11 protein-coding genes are annotated in these 17398 nt (G+C 50.6%); 1 reads left to right on the top strand and 10 read right to left on the bottom strand.

The window, feature by feature from the left end; genetic code table 11:
• Positions 1-25: 25 nt before the first annotated feature.
• Positions 26-1081, top strand: a complete 1056-nt coding sequence (locus C1N53_RS08310) for a CNNM domain-containing protein (protein WP_137758860.1) — start codon at positions 26-28, stop codon at positions 1079-1081.
• A gap of 95 nt (positions 1082-1176) precedes the next feature.
• On the opposite strand, the gene C1N53_RS08315 is transcribed toward C1N53_RS08310, so the two are convergent.
• From C1N53_RS08315 to C1N53_RS08360, 10 genes are all read right to left on the bottom strand, one after another.
• The gene (locus C1N53_RS08315; protein WP_137758861.1) at positions 1177-2913 is read right to left on the bottom strand and encodes a glycoside hydrolase family 43 protein; all 1737 of its coding nucleotides are present in this window, start codon (positions 2911-2913) and stop codon (positions 1177-1179) included.
• A gap of 62 nt (positions 2914-2975) precedes the next feature.
• Positions 2976-4565, bottom strand: coding sequence for a glycoside hydrolase 43 family protein (locus C1N53_RS08320; protein ID WP_137758862.1), 1590 nt, complete (start codon positions 4563-4565; stop codon positions 2976-2978).
• A gap of 14 nt (positions 4566-4579) precedes the next feature.
• Positions 4580-5887, bottom strand: coding sequence for a glycosyl hydrolase family 8 (locus C1N53_RS08325; protein ID WP_137758863.1), 1308 nt, complete (start codon positions 5885-5887; stop codon positions 4580-4582).
• Entirely contained in the window at positions 5884-6762 is an 879-nt protein-coding gene (locus C1N53_RS08330; RefSeq protein ID WP_137758864.1) for a sialate O-acetylesterase, read from the bottom strand. Before C1N53_RS08330 ends, C1N53_RS08325 begins: the two co-directional genes overlap by 4 nt.
• Before the next feature lie 264 nt (positions 6763-7026).
• On the bottom strand, positions 7027-9492 hold the full coding sequence (locus C1N53_RS08335; protein WP_137758865.1) for a glycoside hydrolase N-terminal domain-containing protein: 2466 nt from the start codon (positions 9490-9492) through the stop codon (positions 7027-7029).
• A gap of 38 nt (positions 9493-9530) precedes the next feature.
• Entirely contained in the window at positions 9531-11492 is a 1962-nt protein-coding gene (locus C1N53_RS08340) for a glycoside hydrolase family 97 protein (RefSeq protein WP_137758866.1), read from the bottom strand.
• Between the two features lie 38 nt (positions 11493-11530).
• Positions 11531-12667 (bottom strand): endo-1,4-beta-xylanase, encoded by a 1137-nt coding sequence (locus C1N53_RS08345; protein ID WP_137758867.1) that lies wholly within the window; start codon positions 12665-12667, stop codon positions 11531-11533.
• A gap of 531 nt (positions 12668-13198) precedes the next feature.
• The gene (locus C1N53_RS08350; RefSeq protein ID WP_137758868.1) at positions 13199-14086 is read right to left on the bottom strand and encodes an esterase family protein; all 888 of its coding nucleotides are present in this window, start codon (positions 14084-14086) and stop codon (positions 13199-13201) included.
• A gap of 148 nt (positions 14087-14234) precedes the next feature.
• The gene (locus C1N53_RS08355; protein WP_137758869.1) at positions 14235-16343 is read right to left on the bottom strand and encodes an endo-1,4-beta-xylanase; all 2109 of its coding nucleotides are present in this window, start codon (positions 16341-16343) and stop codon (positions 14235-14237) included.
• Positions 16344-16366: 23 nt separating this feature from the next.
• A complete protein-coding gene (locus C1N53_RS08360; protein WP_137758870.1) occupies positions 16367-17395 on the bottom strand; it encodes a DUF5627 domain-containing protein in 1029 nt (342 codons plus the stop codon).
• Positions 17396-17398 lie beyond the last annotated feature (3 nt).

Here is a 17398-nt window from a genome sequence, read left to right on the forward strand (position 1 = left end):
AATTAATCAACCAAAATAGCATCGCATGGGTTTACTGATATTATACTTACTGATAGCGCTTTTCTTCTCGTTCCTGTGTTCGCTCCTGGAGGCTTCCCTGCTGAGCATCACCCCCTCCCATGTCGGCATTGTAAGCCAGCAGAACCCGGCCATTGGCAGGGATCTGCAGCATTTCAAAGACAACATCGACCGGCCGCTGGCCGCCATCCTCACCCTGAACACCTTTGCCCACACCATCGGGGCGGCGGGCGTGGGGGCTCAGGCCCAGCTGATCTGGGGCGAGGAATACCTGACCCTGATCTCGGTGCTGCTGACCATCCTGATCCTGGTGCTCACCGAAATCATTCCCAAAACACTGGGAGCCAACTACTGGCGGCAGCTCACCCCTTTTACCGTGCGCACGCTCAAGATAATGATTTACTCCCCCATCTACCCGATTATTGTTCTCTCGCAGTTCATTACCAGGCGCCTGAAGCAGGAAAAAGACAGAAGCGTGCTCAGCCGGGCCGACTTTACAGCCATGGCCGAGCTGGTGACCAAGGAAGGAGTGCTGCAACAGGACGAGTCTCGGGTGATCAACAATGTGCTGCGCTTTAACGTGGTGCAGGCAGGGCATATCATGACGCCCCGTACTGTTATGAGGGCGGCACCCGGGCGGCAGCTCATCCAGGAGTTCTATAGCAACTCAGCCAACCTGCGCTTTTCCCGCATCCCTGTTTTCGACGGCTCTATTGACCAGGTGACCGGCTATGTGCTCAAAGACGAGGTACTGCACCGCCTGGTACAGCAGCAGGGAATGCTGGCCCTGGAGGAAATAAAGCGCCCGATCCAGGTGGTGCACCAAGGCACTCCGGTGCCGGAGCTGTTTACCCGCCTGATGGAGAGCAAGGAGCACATTGCGCTGGTGGTGGATGAATACGGGGGAACGGCAGGCCTGGTCACGATGGAGGACATTATTGAGACGCTGCTGGGGCTGGAGATCACCGATGAATTCGATGTAGTGGAGGATTTGCAGAAATGGGCCCGCGACAGGTGGCAAAAGCGCTCTAAAAACATGGGCCTGCAGGACGACAACCTCTAGCCTGATTCCGGCAGCGACACCGGGTATTCGCGCCGCTGCCGGAATAAAGCATCACGCAACGATAAGGTATGTCACATTACGCTGCGTACCTGATGTTACGGGTTCTTCTTTGCAGTTGAGGTCTCGTAGATGGCGTCGTTGCCTTCGTAGTTAAACCAGTCGAACGAAGCTTTTCCGGTAGAAGCCTTGCCTTGCGAGGTGGCGTACATACCTAATGTTACCCCTACAAAACCGCCTGCTGTGCGTGTACTTAAAAAAGTACCGTCTACATTGTCTTTCAGCAGGGTCCAATCGCCTTCTTTGGAACCATAATAGAAGGCATACTTGCCTGCGTTGAACTCAATTTTCAGGTAAAGCGGCTTTTTGGCATCTTTCTTTTTTACAGGCGCTTCGGCCAGCACAGAAGTTTCGGGGCCGCCCTCGGTAGCTTTTTCAGACTTGCGCAGCTGCACTACTTCCTTGCCGTTGGCCATTGTTTTACCAATGGTATAGTAGTGGGACTCGTTCTGGAAAGCCACGATACCGGCAAATTCATCGGAAGAAGCGGGTTTGAAATCCATTTTAGCACTGGCAGTGCCACGGATGTGCTGTTGCCTCCTGGCCAGAAAAGAAGGGTTGGCGTCACCGGAGATTGTTTCAGGGCGCACATCCAGGGTAACACTTCCGGCAGGCTTGCTCAGGCTGTACCACTCGGAGCGCGGCGTACGCAGCATCAGCCAGTGTAAAGGCAGGGTACTTTCCCGGAATTCATCTTTGTAGGTAAAGTTGCCGTTGAGCGGAAGCTTCGGAGCCTCGCCTGCCGGTAAGTTGGGTCGCTTGTAGGAATACTGCACTTCTTCGTGGCCGGGATTAATAATAGGCCAGCCGTCTTTCCACTCCACAGGGGCCAGGAAAGTTTCGCGGCCGATATTATAGTGGTCTTCGGTGTCGTAAGGGCGGGTAGCCAGGAAAACAGCCCACCATTCTCCGTTCTGCGTCTGCACCAGGTCGGCATGGCCGGTGGCAGAAACCGGGTTCTTCCGGTTGGCCGGCAGGTGGCGCTGCGTCAGGATCGGGTTGCCCGGGAAAGGCACATAGTCCGCATTTACTTTCTGGCTTCGCAGGATTACTTCGGAGTGGTTTACACTGGTACCACCTTCTGCGGCCATCAGGTAATAGTAGCCGTCTTTCTTGTAAATATGCGGCCCTTCAATCCAGACAGGCTTTTTAGAGATGTCGACGCCGCCGTTTACCAGGATAACAGGAGCACTGGTGGTTTTCAGGTTTTTATAGTCGAACTCCTGCAGCCGGATGGTGCGGTGCCCGCTGTAGAGCGGCTTGTTATCGGGGGCGTCTCCGTTATAGATCACATAGGCTTTCCCATTGTCGTCGAAAAACAGGGACGGATCGATGCCATGCACATCGCGCAGCCATACCGGTTCCGACCACGGACCGGCCGGGTTGGTCGCTGTCACTACAAAATTACCGCCTCTGTCTATCAGGGTTGTGATCATATAATATACGCCATCGTGGTAGGAAAGAGTCGGGGCAAAAATTCCTCTCGACACGCCGTGCTTATCCAGGTTCAGCTGCTCCGGCCTGTCCAGGATGTTGCCAATCTGGTTCCAGTTTACCAGGTCTTTGCTATGGAAGATAGGTACACCCGGATAGTAGGCAAACGAAGAAAGGATGAGGTAATAGTCGTCGTTAACCCGGCAGATGGCGGGATCCGGGTAAAACCCGGCCATGATAGGGTTCAGGAACTTCTGGTTTTCCTGCGCATAACTGGCCGAATGCAAGAGGCCGAAGCAGCAGGTAAGTAACAGGAATGCTTTTGTTAGAAAACGATTCATTAGATTCATACGCATTATTTAAAACTTGAAAATACATGTAGTGCAACCGGCACGGGCGCTTCTTATTTCACCCCGGTAATTCCCTCTCCGCTCAGGCGGTCGTTTATATGAAAAAAGTCGAAGTCAGCATAGCCCCCCGGTGTTTTGGTGGCGTAGTTGAACAAGCCAAAGCGATAACCCATGAAATGCGGCAGAGTGTACTCCATCTTGAGGGAGGAGCCTATTTTTTTCCAGGTCTTCCCATCCAAACTGTAAAAGAAATTAGCCACATCCCTGCGATCGGTAAAATCGCATTCCGCTTTCAGGTACACCGTTTTTTGGTGGAGCGGCACACGTTCAGCCTCCACAGCGCTGTCCGTTTGTGCATTTACCATAACAATGGATTTAACGCCATTTTCAAATTTAACGCCTACCAGCCCGTACTTTTTCTGCAACAGGGCAAGCCCGGCGAAGTCGCCTTCCTTCAGTTTAGAAACATCCAGTAAGGTAGAACCGGCACTCTCCGGCCCGATGGTGCGCTGGGTAAGCGTATTCCGGGCTGCTAAAAAATCATTGTCCGTGCGGCCGGTTGTCAGGCGCAGGTAACCCTTTCGCTGCGAAACCGACCAAAGCGCATGGGCGGGGTTGTGGTTCCACTGCCACACCAGCGGCAGTGCAGACTCTCCTTTTTTACGGGTAAACTCGTCGGAGGCCACAATACCCGGCAGTAGGCCTTTGCTGGCAGGCAGCTGTAAGGTTTCCGGCACTTTGCCATCCTCCCCTAGTACGGGCCAGCCATTCTCCCATGTCACCGGCACCAGGTATGGGATGCGGCCTACAGCGCCATTATCGCGGAACAGGTAAGCGAACCACTCGCCCCTCGGCGTATCAATTAACCCTCCCTGTGCCACCCCTTTGTCCTGCAGGGCCACCCTTCCTTCGTAAGGACCTGTAATCTTATCCGCACGGTGCACGATAACGGTACGCATGCCGCCTTTGGGCCAGGCAATGTTAAACAGGTAGTACTTGCCGTTTACTTTAAACAGCTGGGAGCCTTCGGCAGGCAGCCCGACTTCCGGACCGGCCGGTGCAGTGGCGTTTTCGATCAGCACTTTTTCCGTGCCGGGCTTTAGCCCCGACAAATCCGGCTGAAGCTCTGCGATAGAAAGTTTACCGCCGCCCCAGATGATGTAAATGCGCCCGTCGTCATCGAAAAAGAGGGTATGGTCGTGGAGGGAAGGTTGAAAGGAGGTTTCCTTCCAGGGGCCTTTTTCGATGTCTTTTGTGGTATAGATATGGGTTTTGCCTGTGGTTTGGGCAAAGGTGGATACGTAGTAGGTGCCGTTATGGAACCGCAGGCTGCTGGCCCAGGAACCCCTGCCATAGGTGCTTTTCCCGTTGTTCAGCGTCAGCTCATCCACCTCGCCAAGCACATCGTAGGCATAACTCACCAGTTGCCAGTTTACCAGGTCCTTCGATTTCATGATTGGCACGCCGGGACTCATGTGCATGGTGGTGCTGCTCATGTAGTAGGTGTCTCCTACCCGTATCATGGCCATATCGGGCACATCGGCGTGTATCAGAGGGTTTTGCGCCACCTGCCCGCTGACAGGTATGGTTACCGCCAGGAAGAAAAGTGCGAACAGAACCCGATTCAAGAAGTTATATTTCATAGGAAGTGTTTTGTTTATTTCATGCCGGGCGTAATGATCCGGTAATTACCGCTTAAGTGCATCAGGCTGAAGAGGTACAGCAAGCCATCATAGTACGGGTCGAAGTAGCCGTCGGGGTACGGCTCCAGCTTGGCATTCCATACCTCATCCACAAATTTCCAGCTTTTAGCCTGGGTACCCATAATGGAAGCGGCACCCGCCGTTGAAACCAAACCCAGGGAATGACGCAGCTTCTGGTAACCACCGGCAGGCAGTATCCAGTCAGGTGTTGATCCGTCGATGTTATACTGGTCGCCGTAGGTTTCGAGCCCCTTGCTGTACAGGAAGTTTTGGATGCGCCTGCCATACTCCTGCTGCCACTCCTTGTCTTTGGCGTACCAGCTATAGTCCATGGCGATATTCATGGGTACACGCCAGGAATCGTAGCGGAAGGCGTCGCCCATGCGGCCCCTGCTGTGCGGGGCACCGCTAAACTCGGAATAGTCGGGGGTAAGGCCCGTTACCGGGTGTGTGGCCCGGTGCAGAAAAGCACGTGCCGTATCGGCGCAGTCACGGTAAAACTGCTCGTGCCCGTCTCTGGCATATGCGGCCCATACCTCAAAAAAGGCAGGTACATGGTATGAGGGATCGGTCCAATCGTACATATCGCCTTCCGGCACAAAATTGATTTGCTTGTGTTCTACATTCAGCACGTTTTTGATGTTCATGGTGCCGTCTTTGCTCCACATAGCGTCTAGTATCCTTCTTCCTTCGGCGTAGTAATCTATGCCTGTGTCGTTCCCCCAGCGGTTCGAGGCGAACAGAAGAGAGGTTACAAAATACAGCTCACCATCCGAGGCCGAACCATCGGAATTGCGTTTGCCTGTTTTCGGCTCCACACTCCAGGCAAAGTAGGCATCCCGGGGACCACCCTGGTGCTGCATGTATTTTTTGGTCCAGCGCCACAAGCGGTCAAATACCTCTTTTTTGTCGAGCTGCACCGCCACCATCAGTCCGTAAGACAGGCCTTCGGTGCGGGCATCCTTGTTTTTGATATCCGACACGTAAGCCATGGAATCGCCCACTTCGAAGTAAACCCTGTCAGGCCCCTCGAAAAGGTCTTGGTACGCTTTGGCCAGTTTGGCATCAATATCTGCCTGGGCATAACCGGCCTCCCGAAACACGTTGCGGTATTTACCTGTTTCGGCAGCACCGGCTGTCCAGGGTTTCATTTTCCCGCGGGCGTCTTTTACGCCTTCTTCCTGCTTTGTAGCAGCACAACCAGACAGCAATGCCAGCAGCAGCGCAAGGCCCAGGAAAGAAAGGGTTAACTGTTTTTTCATTTTGATTTAGTTTTTCTGCCTCCCTGCTTTTTCTGCGTAGTGCTAGCTGCTGTTAAGGCCAGCATTTTTTCGCCGTACCTTTTCCCTAATTCCCTATAACCCTCTGCTGTGAAATGCAGGCGGTCGGGCAAAGCCGTGCAGCCTTCCGAAGAAATAACATGTGCGGTCGGAATAACTGTTGGCAGTGTGGCTATGATGGCGTTCATGCTGGCGCAGGCCCCGTTTTCCTTTGCTCCTACCACTTCACCTGCCAGCAGGGGAACAGAGGCGGCCTCCAGGCCCAGGTCTTTCAGCAGGTTCTCGTATACGCCTTTTACTTTTGCGGGCCATTCGGCATCGCCGGTATTGGATTCGCCCTGGTGCAGCAGGATGCCTTTGATTACACCGCGTTTCTGGGCCAGTTTCGCCATCTCCACCAGGCGTCCGTAGGGGTTGTTTTCATAAGGGGCCAGAGCTCCCTTCATCCAGTCAGGGGCTGTTGCCACATAAGATTCATGGTTGTTCTTATCGAATAACTCAATTTTACAGCCTCCGACCGCTACATTAATCACCCCTACCGTTACGTTTTCCGGCAGACCGGCCACAAGTGTTCTGCCAAAGTAATCGGCCGGTGTAAGGCCGGTGTTGCACCGGCTCAAAGGGGGCACTGCCGTGTACCACTCTCCTTTTTTGCGGCCCAGGTTGGGGCAATCCACGGCTTCCAAGACCTTAAACCGTTTGTCTCCGATAGTATCCTGCGGTTCAAATTTGGTATGGCCTTCCATGTTAGACTGCCCAAAGCACAGGTAGATGTGGAAGTTCTTGTCCTGTGAAAAAGCGGCGGTGCTTATCATCAGCATAACGACAAGCAGGGTCAGGTTGCGCAGATGCTTCATATTTTCAAATGATTTTCTTTTAGGTATAAGAACACGTTTATTTACAGAACTTCAACTAATTGTTTTTTCACCAGTAACAGATGTAAACTGGTACTTCCTTTGTCCCCCCTATTAAAGTGAGACTTTTCTTGCTGTACATTGTTCAAGAGTAGTACACAGCCAGATGTCCGATGAGCTATTGTTTATATTCCGGGAGCATCATTTCTAACTTCTAACTTTTAATTTCTCATTTAACAACGTGCTAGTTAGCACCAATACCTCCTCTTATTTCTTCAGGCTTATAGTGTAAGTTCCTCCTGCTTTGGTGGCAAGGTCGTATTCATACACTTGTTTCAGCTCCGCGTTTGCAGCCTTTGCTTCCGGTGAAACTAAGGGTTGTTTTATGGCATCTACCTGGTAAAAAGAATTCGCATTTGTGCCCTTTGCCTTTTTGAGGCCTTTGCCCGTGAGCGGGTAGTAGGAGCGGATGCGGCAATTGCCTCCCAAAGCCGATTGAATGGTTACTTCCCCCGGTTTGTTGTCGGCCCAGTTCATATCAATTTCAAAACCACCCTTGGCTCTGAGCCCGCTGATGCTTCCGGTTTTCCAGGCATCGGGCAGGGCAGGCAGCAGGTGCAAGGCACCGTCGTGGCTTTGCAGCAGCATTTCGGCGATACCGGCCGTACAGCCGAAGTTTCCGTCGATCTGGAAAGGCGGGTGTGCATCGAACAGGTTCGGGTAGGTACCTCCTTTTTGCTTCCCGTCTGGCTGGATAGACGGCGACAGCTGGTCCTGAATGAGTTTAAAGGCATGATTGCCATCCAGCAGCCGCGCCCACAGGTTCACCTTCCAGCCCATCGACCAGCCCGTGGATTCGTCGCCACGAGCCAGCAGGGAGGTACGGGCCGCCGCAAACAGCTGCGGCGTGCGGTAAGGCGAAATCTGGTTAGATGGATAAAGGCCGTACAGGTGCGATACGTGGCGGTGCTCGTCTTTGGGGTTGTCCCAGTCGTGCATCCACTCCTGGAGCTGCCCCCATTTGCCTACCTGCATCGGCGGCAGCCTTTGCAGGTGCTGCTTTAGTTGCGCCACCAGTTCCGGGTCGGTTTTAAGAAGTTCTGCTGTTTTAATGGTTTTATGAAACAGGTCGAATACCAGTTGGTTATCCATGGTGGTACCTGCCGCCACGGCTGAGCCAGGGTGTACGGAAGGTGCGTTTTCAGGTGAAACGGAAGGAGCCACCACCAGCCATTTATGCTCCGGCTCCTCTACCAGCACATCGAGAAAAAAGCGGGAGGCTTCTTTCAGCACCGGGTAAACGGAAGCCAGGTATTGCTTATCGCCCGAAAAGGCATACTTCTCGAACAGGTGCTGCGACAGCCAGGCGCCGCCCATGGGCCACATACCCCAGAAAGCACCGTCTACCGGCCCATTGATGCGCCAGAGATCGGTATTGTGGTGCAGCACCCACCCGTTTGCTCCGTACATGTCGCGTGCTGTCTGGCGGCCCGATTCAGATAACTCATGAACCATCTGCACCAGGGGCTCGTTGAGTTCAGTCAGATTCGTGATTTCGGAGGGCCAGTAATTCATCTCGGTATTGATGTTAACGGTATACTTGCTGTCCCAAGGTGGTGTCAGCTGGTCGTTCCAGATCCCCTGCAGGTTTGCCGGCTGCCCGCCCGGCCGTGAAGCAGAGATCAGCAGGTAGCGCCCGAACTGGAAATACAGCGCCACCAGGTGCGGATCGTTGCCTGTTCTGAACTGCGCTATCCGCTGGTTGGTTGGCAGCTTTGCTGCTTCAGTTTCACCTAGGTTCAGGCTAACCCGGTCGAAAAGGTGCTTATAGTCGGCAATATGATCCTGCCGGATAGCCTCTGCGCCTTTGCCGACAGCTTTCTGCAGGTAACGCTCTACCCGCTCCGCCGGCTGGCCGCTGATATCGCGGTAGTTGTTAAAATTGGTGGCGATGGCGATGTACAGCGTTACCTCATCGGCCTGCTCCACCCGTAGTTCCGTTTGCTGTGCCCGAATGCTACCGCCTTTGCTCCTGACCTTTGCCGATGCCTGGAACATTACCTGCCCCTTCTCCCCCTCAAAATCGCTTGTTTTTCCTGTCAGTACCAATTCGCCTTCGCCTCTGACAGAAACCTTGGCATTGGCAGGCCTGTCCATGGTTGCCGTAAAACTGATGGAACCGGGTTTATCGGCTGTGATACGGTAAATGATAACCTGGTCAGGGAAAGAGGAAAGCACCTCTGTTTTGTAGTTGACGCCCTTGCTGCTGTAACGGGAGGTTACCAGTGCATTTTCGAGATCGAGCTCCCGTTGGTAAGCGGTAAAGTTCTCGTGCCCGTCGAAGGAGAGCCGCAGGTTACCCACCGTTTCGTAGGGCATGCCATGAGAGGATTTGCTGATAAACGTCCGGTTGGTAAGCTCCTGTGCCTCGTCGTATTTTCCTTCAAAAATCAGTTTCCGGACCTCCGGAAGCGCGTCTTTTGCAAGCGGGTTGTCGTTGCGGTTGGGCTGCCCGGCATACACCGTATTCTCATTCAGCTGGATGATTTCTTTGGCAGGATGCCCGTAAACCATCGCGCCTAAACGCCCGTTCCCGACAGGCAGGGCCTCCACCCATTGCTGCGCCGGCTGGTCGTACCAGAGCCTGAGGGGAGTGTGATGCTGCCCAAGCACATTAAACAGCACCGCCACTTGAAGCAATAAGCAACAAATACAACTCCTGGTTAATTTCATGTTCTATTCTTTAAAGCACTTCGTGGGTGCTCAGGTGTCTACTGGTTTATAACGATTCCTCCCTGTGGCTGTATTACCACCTGCACCTCTCCTTTTTTATTTATTTTCAGGCTTTTGGAAAAACTGTTGCCGCCCGCTTCGTCGCCATAGAAGGTAACTTCCTGGCCCGCCAACATCGGTAACTTTATTTTCAGCTGCACGGCTTCTGCCTGCGCATTAATGCCTGCTACATACCATTTCCCCTGATGCTGCCGAGCCAGCACACAGTACTTGCCCGGGTACCCTTCTATAAACATGGTCTGGTCCCAGGTGGTCGGCACCTGCTTCATAAAGTCGATGGCAAAAGCAGGCGCATCAGTCAGGTTGTTGGGGGCGAGGGCAAAAAACTGTACCGGGTTCTGGAACAGCACAGCCGTGGCCAGTTGAAAAACGTCGGTTGTTTTCCGGTAATTTCCACCGTTGTTGCCCCGGTTGTAGCGCTTGTTCAGCACCACTCCTCCAAATTCCATACTGCCCACGGCGTTGCGGATAAAAGGGTGTATCGTGGCATTGAAAGCCTCCCTGTCGTTGGCACCCTGGCTAAACATCAGGTTTTCGGATGCCAGCACGGCCTCACTTCCTGCATAATTCGGAAACATGCGTTCCCAGCCGCGGGGCAGAGTTGCGCCGTGGAACACCGCCATCAGGCCATAATCATTGGCATCGGAAAGAATGTCTTCGTACAGGCGCATGATTTCCTGCTTGTCGCCTCCAAAGAAGTCTACCTTAATGCCTTTTACCCCATTCTGCTTCATCCACTGCATCTCCTTTTTGCGGGCAATGGCTGTGTTCATTTTATTTTTAGGTGTTTGCGGGGCATCGTTGGCAACCCCGTTGGAGTTATACCACAGAAACACGCCTACTCCTTTCGAAGCAGCGTAACGGATTAGTTCCTCCATCCGCTTATAGCCGATGTTTGCATCCCACAGGGCATCGATCAGGATGAACTGATACCCCAAGCGTGCGGCCAGGTCTATATAGGTTACCTGGTCTTCGTACGTCATGCTCTGGTCCTGCCACATAATCCAGCTCCACGTTCCTTTGCCGTACGTATAGGCAATAGAGGGTTCATACAAAGGCTCCACCACATCAAAGGCAATGGTGGTTTCCACGATGGGTTTTAAGCTGTTGCCAACGGTAATGGTGCGCCAGGGCGTTGTTGCAGGCAAGCCAATGGCGGCTCCAGTGCTCCCGAAGCCGTTGTTTTCTGTTGTGTCCGGAAAGGCGATGGTGTAGAGCCCGTCCTTTGTCGGGTCGCTGAGGTGAGCGCCGCAGTAGGTTGACCTGACACCGGTTTCGGAAAGCAGTACCCAGTTGCTTTTAACCCGGAACAGGCCCGGGAAGGTATAGCCCAGGCCGGCCGCTGATTTTGCCGCAATGTCCTGTTCTATATAATACCCTTCTTCATAGCTGGGCTTTGTTCTTGCAAAACCAACCATGGACTTGGATTGAGGCGTTAAAAAACCTTTGGCCTCCTGCGGAAAATTAAACCCGGTGGCCTCTTTTTCCACCACCAGTGCTAAAGGATCACCGGAGGCGGGCAGGGCATAACGGAAAGCAATGTTGTTGTTGCTGACCCTGAACACAACTTGTATCTCCTTCTTGTCTTTGTTTACAAAGGAGCAGACTAATTCGTTGGCCTGGTACTGCACTTGAGACTGCTTCATCCTATCCAGGCGGTACTGCTGGTTAATTGTATGCTGCTCGGTTTTAAGCAGTGTCAGCTGGCTGTCATAATCTACCAGGTTGGTTACAACCCCCAGGGGAGAATCTTCCAGAACCATTTCCCCTTTGAATACTACCCGGTAATGCGCCCGGCCGTTTTGTAAGAACACCTCGACCTGCAATTGCTGATCAGGGCTTGTAACTTTTGCGGGCAGCTCCTGCCCCAGGCAAAACAACATGGTGCTGATGAAAAGTCCGCAGCATAAAAACAGACTCTTTAAGGTGGTTTGATGCATCAGAATAAGGGTTAATTGTTCTTAACTGTAAACTGCTGTTACGCCGCTTTCATGATAGCGTTTACGACAGCTTTTGGTTTGTTTTCGCGGTCGAAAAGCAAAGGATAATCGGTTCTGCCGCGCACAGGCCAGTCGTTTTTCCAGGACTGCGCATCGCTCACTCCCCAAAGGGTTACCCGCTCGATCTTATCCTGGTGCTTTACAAATAAGTTGAAGAAGCTTAGGTAACGCTCATTGAAAGCTGTACTCACAGAATCCGGCAAGCCCTTGGTATACGGATTCATTTTCTGCTGATATTCAAAACTGGCAGATACGTCGGCCCCAACGTTTCCCCATGGCGAAGGAAGCACCGAAATATCTAATTCGGTTATGGAAACCTTTACCCCCAGGCCGGCAAAGGCCAGCAGGCTTTTCTCAAATTCCTCTGTGGTCGGGAAGTCTAGCCCCAAGTGCCCCTGCATGCCTATTCCGTCTATTTGCACCCCCTGCTCCTGCAGTTTTCTTACCATGGCCACCACTCCTTTCCTTTTACCGGGCAGCGACATGGAATAATCGTTGTACATTAATTTAGCGGCAGGGTCTGCCTCATGCGCAAACTGGAAAGCCAGTTTCACAAAGTCCTCCCCTATTATTTCGTAGAACTTGCTTTTTCGCCAGGAACCATCATCCAGGATGGCTTCGTTAACCACATCCCAGGTATGCACGCGCCCCTTGTACCTGCCCACCACAGTATAGATATGGTCTTTCATCCGCTGCACTAAAACCTCACGGGACACCTGGTTGCCGAGGCTATCGGTAAAAAACCATCGCGGAGCCTGAGAATGCCAGATAAGCGTATGCCCGTTGATGAACATGTGGTGCTGCTCTCCGAACGCTACAAATTGGTCGGCCAGCTCGAAGTTAAACTGCCCCTGCCTGGGTTGGATCATACCGCTCTTCATGCAGTTCTCTGCCACAATAGCATTAAAGTGCTCTTTCACCACCTGAATCGAAGCCACATCGCTTCCTGTAATCTGGCCCGTATTTAGAGCCGTGCCTATATAGAATTTTCCTTCGAAAGCACTTTTAAGGGTTGCTTCTTCGGCTTCGGTTTTTGTTACCCTGCAGGCACCGGCTACAACAACCATACAAACAATGGCTATTACCGAACGGATGGAGTATTTGTTAAACTTCATGTATGTTTTAGGTTTCTTTGCTTTAGGGCAATGGCTTTATTAAAGAAAAATTTCTAGCAGAATTACTCTACCTGTTTCAGGTATTTTCCTGATTTAAAACAATAAGCTTGTAATCACTTACTGAGCACAAGCTGCGAAAGCTTTTTAATCCGGTTCACTCTAAACGTTGCTGGCAGAATCAACGGCGATGTATTCCTTACCGCCCATGCTTCCTACGTGCATTTCCCATTCCTGATAGGCAGGTACTCTGTTTTATTCGCTGGTGGGCAAAGCTATGGAAGCTGGAAGAAAAGCGGCCATCTTTATAGATCAAGTCTTTCAGGCCATGTTACATCTGTTTATTTGATGTAACATTTTCTTATTGCTATGTAACTTATCGCTGCAATTTACCTAAACCGGTTTACTTTAAAGCTTACACTGGTATGCATATGCGGCCAAAGCCTGTTACGGTTTTCAGTTAAAAGCAAACTTACTATCATGTTAATCTCCCCTGCCCCGGAAGGTTCATGCCTGTGCCACTTCTAGCGCAAACTACTTCGGTGTTGCCTTTTTTAACGTTTTGGCTGGATTTGAGGTAGTAACAGGCTTAAACAGGAGTTGAGCAAATAAGTAGAGGTCGTTTTTCCAGACTTTAAAGTCGTGCCCCCCTGGTTCTTCATAAAAAATATGCGGCACCTGGTGCTCTTCCAGATAGGCATGCGTGCGTGAGCTGATGTTCATCAGGTTGTCTTGGGTACCGCAGGAAATCCAGAGCAGTTTCAGTTTCTCTTTAGCTTTTGCAGGATCGGGAAGTAGCTCGGCAGGAGTTTTGGTGTTGGGTGCAGACGAAAAGCCACCTACCCAGGCAAAGCGGTCTAAGTTTCCTAATCCGAAGTTCAAAGATTGACCGCCCCCCATCGATAGACCCGCTACAGCACGATGCTTTTGATCGGTATACACCGGGTAATGTGCTTCCACAAACGGAATAAGGTCGTGGAGCAGGTCTTTCTCGAAATTGGCAAAGGCTTCTACTTTTGCCTTATCGAATATATTTCCGACTGCCCTATCCTCTTTCATGGCTCTTCCGTTTGGGAGGACCACAATCATAGGTTCTGCCTTGCCCGCAGCATACAGGTTATCTAAAATAATTTGCGGCTGGCCGTTTTTAAGCCATTCCAGCTCATCTCCGCCTATGCCGTGCAACAGGTACAAGACCGGGTATTGCTTCGACTTTGCATAGCCTGGTGGGGTATAAACCAATGCTTTCCTATCAACTCCTACTGTTTTTGAATGATAAACAATGGTATCGATGTGACCATGGGCAATGTTATTCTGCAACTGGTCAAAATTTGGGGGGACGGTCCGCTCGTTTACCTGTTGAGCAGGAACAATCGTTATAAAGAAAAGCAGAAAAAAGGCGGTAAGTAACAATCTTATCATAAGAACTATCTTCTAAATTATGAGGTCATGTAATGGATCTTTGCACATCCGCTGTGCCACTGGCTGTACCTGAAGCAAGGAGCAACAAGCGCTTCATAAAAAAGTCTATGAAGCGCTTGTTGCTGATCTTTCCCTACTGTAACAGGACTTACTTTGACTTTAAGGCATCTGCAAAACCAGCATAGGAAGGTTTGCGTGTATAATTGGAGGTAGCCCAAAGTCCTGAGCCGTCGTTCACCGGAGTCCAGGTTGTAATACCGTAGCGTTTATTTGCCGGAATCAGCTCCATGTATTTGTCCACTACATATTTATACATTTCCTTCTGGGCTGCAAAATGTTCCGGAGTCGCCAGGTTTGTGTCAATATCAAGTGCCACATCCAGTTCAGATACTTTGATCATCTTACCGGTGGCGGCGAGTAGCCCGAACATAGTAGCAATATTTTCTTTATCTGTATACAGGTTAATGTGCATTTGCGTACTGATGCCATCCACTTTTGCACCCTTACTTTCCAGATACGTTACATACTGAATAAGTCCCCTGCATTTCTCCAGGTTACTTTCCAGGTTATGATCGCTGATGAACAGCAAATCGCTACTGTTCCCGTGCTCTCTGGCTAGCTTAAAGGCCTCCACGGCATAGTCTTTCCCCAGATAGTCCTGCCAGTAAAACTCATTGTCGCCTAATGTTTTGCCAATACCGGACCTCAGCTCGAGAGGCTTACTATCGTCCATCGGATCCTTTACCACATCCCAGGCCTTTACAGCGGTCGACATAGCTTTTACCATACCAGAAATCCATCGCTCCATTTGTCCGTTAATAATGCCTTTCTTCTCTTCCTGGGTTCTCTCTACCACAGTTGTTTCACCTCCGGAAGTGGCACCATCCATGGTCAGCATCACTTTATCGATATAAACGGTACCGGCCAACTCTCCATAGCTAATCACAAAGCGGTTCCTGTCGGCAGCATTAATGGTTGTAGCCAATTCAACCTTGGTCCATTCAGTGGTTACGCTTACCGCTCCAAATCCATTGGAAGAATAATTTGCGCTTTGCATCTCAGGCCTGATCGTACCTGGCGCAGTGCCCTTTACCCAGAAGCTAAGATTATACAATTTGCCGTTCTGCAAAGCTCCGCCGGGCAGTTCATACAGCGTTTGCACATCCCAGTAGTTAGCGGTTTTAGATGGATTGGTAACGTAGAAGGCGCGTCCGCCCTGTACACCCTGCCCTGCTTCTGTAATCCCTCTGGTTGAATTGTTGCCCCAACCGCCAAAGCTCACTCCTGTTTCAAAATCTCCGACAGGAATCAGGTTATTCTCAATGCGATCTCCCTTGGTATTGTACACATACATGTTTTTTACATCCAGGTGGTACGTTACATGGGGAGCATATCCCAGATCGAACTTAAGCCTGATTTTGTCTCCCTGGAAACCATTGATCTTAAACTTGATTTCTCGCCAGCCAATGCCGGTGGTAAATGTCTCTGTTGCTTGCCCGGTCTTCATCCAGTCCACAACAGGCGTATTGTTATTCAGGCCTTCAAAAGAAATACGGCCTTCACCCGGAGCGTCAGACTTGATGTAACAGATAACTTCGTAGTCACTACCCGGAACAACTGGAATTTCAGGCGTCACCAGTTGCAAATCAGCTGGTTGAGAAGAAGCTGCGCCCGATACAAGCTTTACAGCCTTTCCTCCTCCCATACCGTCATTTTCAACTATAGAAACTCCACCGGAGTGGTCCCACCCTTGAAGCGTGCCTGAAGTTAAGCCTGTTAAAGGCAACGAATTAACAAATGCAGGCGACTCTACAATTAAAGGGGAAAGCAAACCTCTCAGGTAAGTGGCGTTCTGGTTTAAATGCCAGGTAAGCGGTTGTCCATAAATAGTAGTTTGAGCATCTTTCGCGACAGAAACGAGCTGTATCAGATTGGCTATGTTTAACCTGCCGTTTTCTTGAACAACAGCCTGGTGCGTCATCTCATTCCAGGGAGTTATTTCATCAAAGTTGCGGTTGACAAGCCTGTACATTACCCCTTTGCTGAGGTAATTTGAAAGTGCGATACCTGTCCCCAGCCTGAACTCTCCAGCAGCTTGTCTATCGAGATAGGTTTTCAGATCTTCATAAGCATCAATCTCTTCCTGTGCAGCAAAATGTACCGGTTTATCTACATTAAACTCGAGCGGCTCATGTTCACAGGCAGCAACCAGTGCCATTCCGATCATGCAGAGACCTAATTTATAAAAATGTTTCATATCCATTTTTTCTGATGTTTAAATCACTTTTGTACCGGAGAAAATGTTTCAATAGCTACTCCACGGTTCCTCATCACCAAGGTGTCAGTTGTTGTAGCTGTTATGTCATCAAAATTGATCGTGTAGTTCAGATAAAGTGCATCGCGGTCTGTGTTTCCCCAGCTTTTCTTTTCTCCTCTTTTCACAAACTTTCCGCTACCGGTGGCTGTGTACGCCGTAGAATTTGCAGATACGGTACAGTTACCCTGTTCATCAAATGTTAGAAGCAGATCGGCATTGATGTTTCTCCCTTGTGTATCTTTGTATACAACAGGTAATTTTAACTTACTCAAGGTTTGGGTAGTTAATTTAATTAACTCATCCTCTTCCACATATTGCTTCTGCCTTACCACCGTCTGGTTCAGGGAAGTGTTTCCGTTTTTACCTTCGATTACATCTTTTCCGCGGCGAAGGTAAAATCCATGCCAGGGGTTTATGTATTTTACAGCATAAAACACATAATCTTTGGGAGCAACATTCCAATCATCCGCCACGCCTCTTCTTGGGTTCTGAACCAATGGTTTGCCCGATAAAATAGTATCTGCATTCTGCACACTAGTCATTCGCACAGGAATTACATAGTTCTTTTCCAGAGCAAGCGGATCACCAAAAAATTCCGGCTTAAGCTCTACTTCAACGCCACCTATCAGGCTGCCCGGCGGGATAACAATTTTGTCTGACACCAGGCTATAGTAGCTGGCAGGCATCGCTTTCATCTCGGTATCATCCGGATTAAACAGAAACCCTTCCACAAGCGAATTATCTACTGTTATATTAATGGTAACATCTTTTTTATTATCATAAACACCTCCTGTGGTGGCCATGATTTTACATCTGCGGGCATTGTCCAGCGAAGTGTCCACGATGTCTTCCCCGAGCGTGATAGTTCGCACCGGAAACTGGTAGGCAAAGTAAGTCGACTGGTAGTCGTAATCCGGGAACACCATTTCCTGATTTTCGCATGAGGTCATGATGGCTAGTAAGGCTAAAAAATTAAAGCATATCTTTTTCATTTG

The sequence above is a fragment of the Pontibacter sp. SGAir0037 genome, assembly GCF_005491705.1.
GTDB lineage: Bacteria > Bacteroidota > Bacteroidia > Cytophagales > Hymenobacteraceae > Pontibacter.

What these genes read in the sequence shown, in the direction of transcription:
- C1N53_RS08340 (WP_137758866.1), bottom strand. Translation starts at nt 11,492, where the DNA reads ATGCATCAAACCACCTTAAAGAGTCTGTTTTTATGCTGCGGACTTTTC.
- C1N53_RS08345 (WP_137758867.1), bottom strand. Translation starts at nt 12,667, where the DNA reads ATGAAGTTTAACAAATACTCCATCCGTTCGGTAATAGCCATTGTTTGT.
- C1N53_RS08355 (WP_137758869.1), bottom strand. Translation starts at nt 16,343, where the DNA reads ATGAAACATTTTTATAAATTAGGTCTCTGCATGATCGGAATGGCACTG.
- C1N53_RS08315 (WP_137758861.1), bottom strand. Translation starts at nt 2,913, where the DNA reads ATGAATCGTTTTCTAACAAAAGCATTCCTGTTACTTACCTGCTGCTTC.
- C1N53_RS08335 (WP_137758865.1), bottom strand. Translation starts at nt 9,492, where the DNA reads ATGAAATTAACCAGGAGTTGTATTTGTTGCTTATTGCTTCAAGTGGCG.
- C1N53_RS08330 (WP_137758864.1), bottom strand. Translation starts at nt 6,762, where the DNA reads ATGAAGCATCTGCGCAACCTGACCCTGCTTGTCGTTATGCTGATGATA.
- C1N53_RS08310 (WP_137758860.1), top strand. Translation starts at nt 26, where the DNA reads ATGGGTTTACTGATATTATACTTACTGATAGCGCTTTTCTTCTCGTTC.
- C1N53_RS08350 (WP_137758868.1), bottom strand. Translation starts at nt 14,086, where the DNA reads ATGATAAGATTGTTACTTACCGCCTTTTTTCTGCTTTTCTTTATAACG.
- C1N53_RS08360 (WP_137758870.1), bottom strand. Translation starts at nt 17,395, where the DNA reads ATGAAAAAGATATGCTTTAATTTTTTAGCCTTACTAGCCATCATGACC.
- C1N53_RS08325 (WP_137758863.1), bottom strand. Translation starts at nt 5,887, where the DNA reads ATGAAAAAACAGTTAACCCTTTCTTTCCTGGGCCTTGCGCTGCTGCTG.
- C1N53_RS08320 (WP_137758862.1), bottom strand. Translation starts at nt 4,565, where the DNA reads ATGAAATATAACTTCTTGAATCGGGTTCTGTTCGCACTTTTCTTCCTG.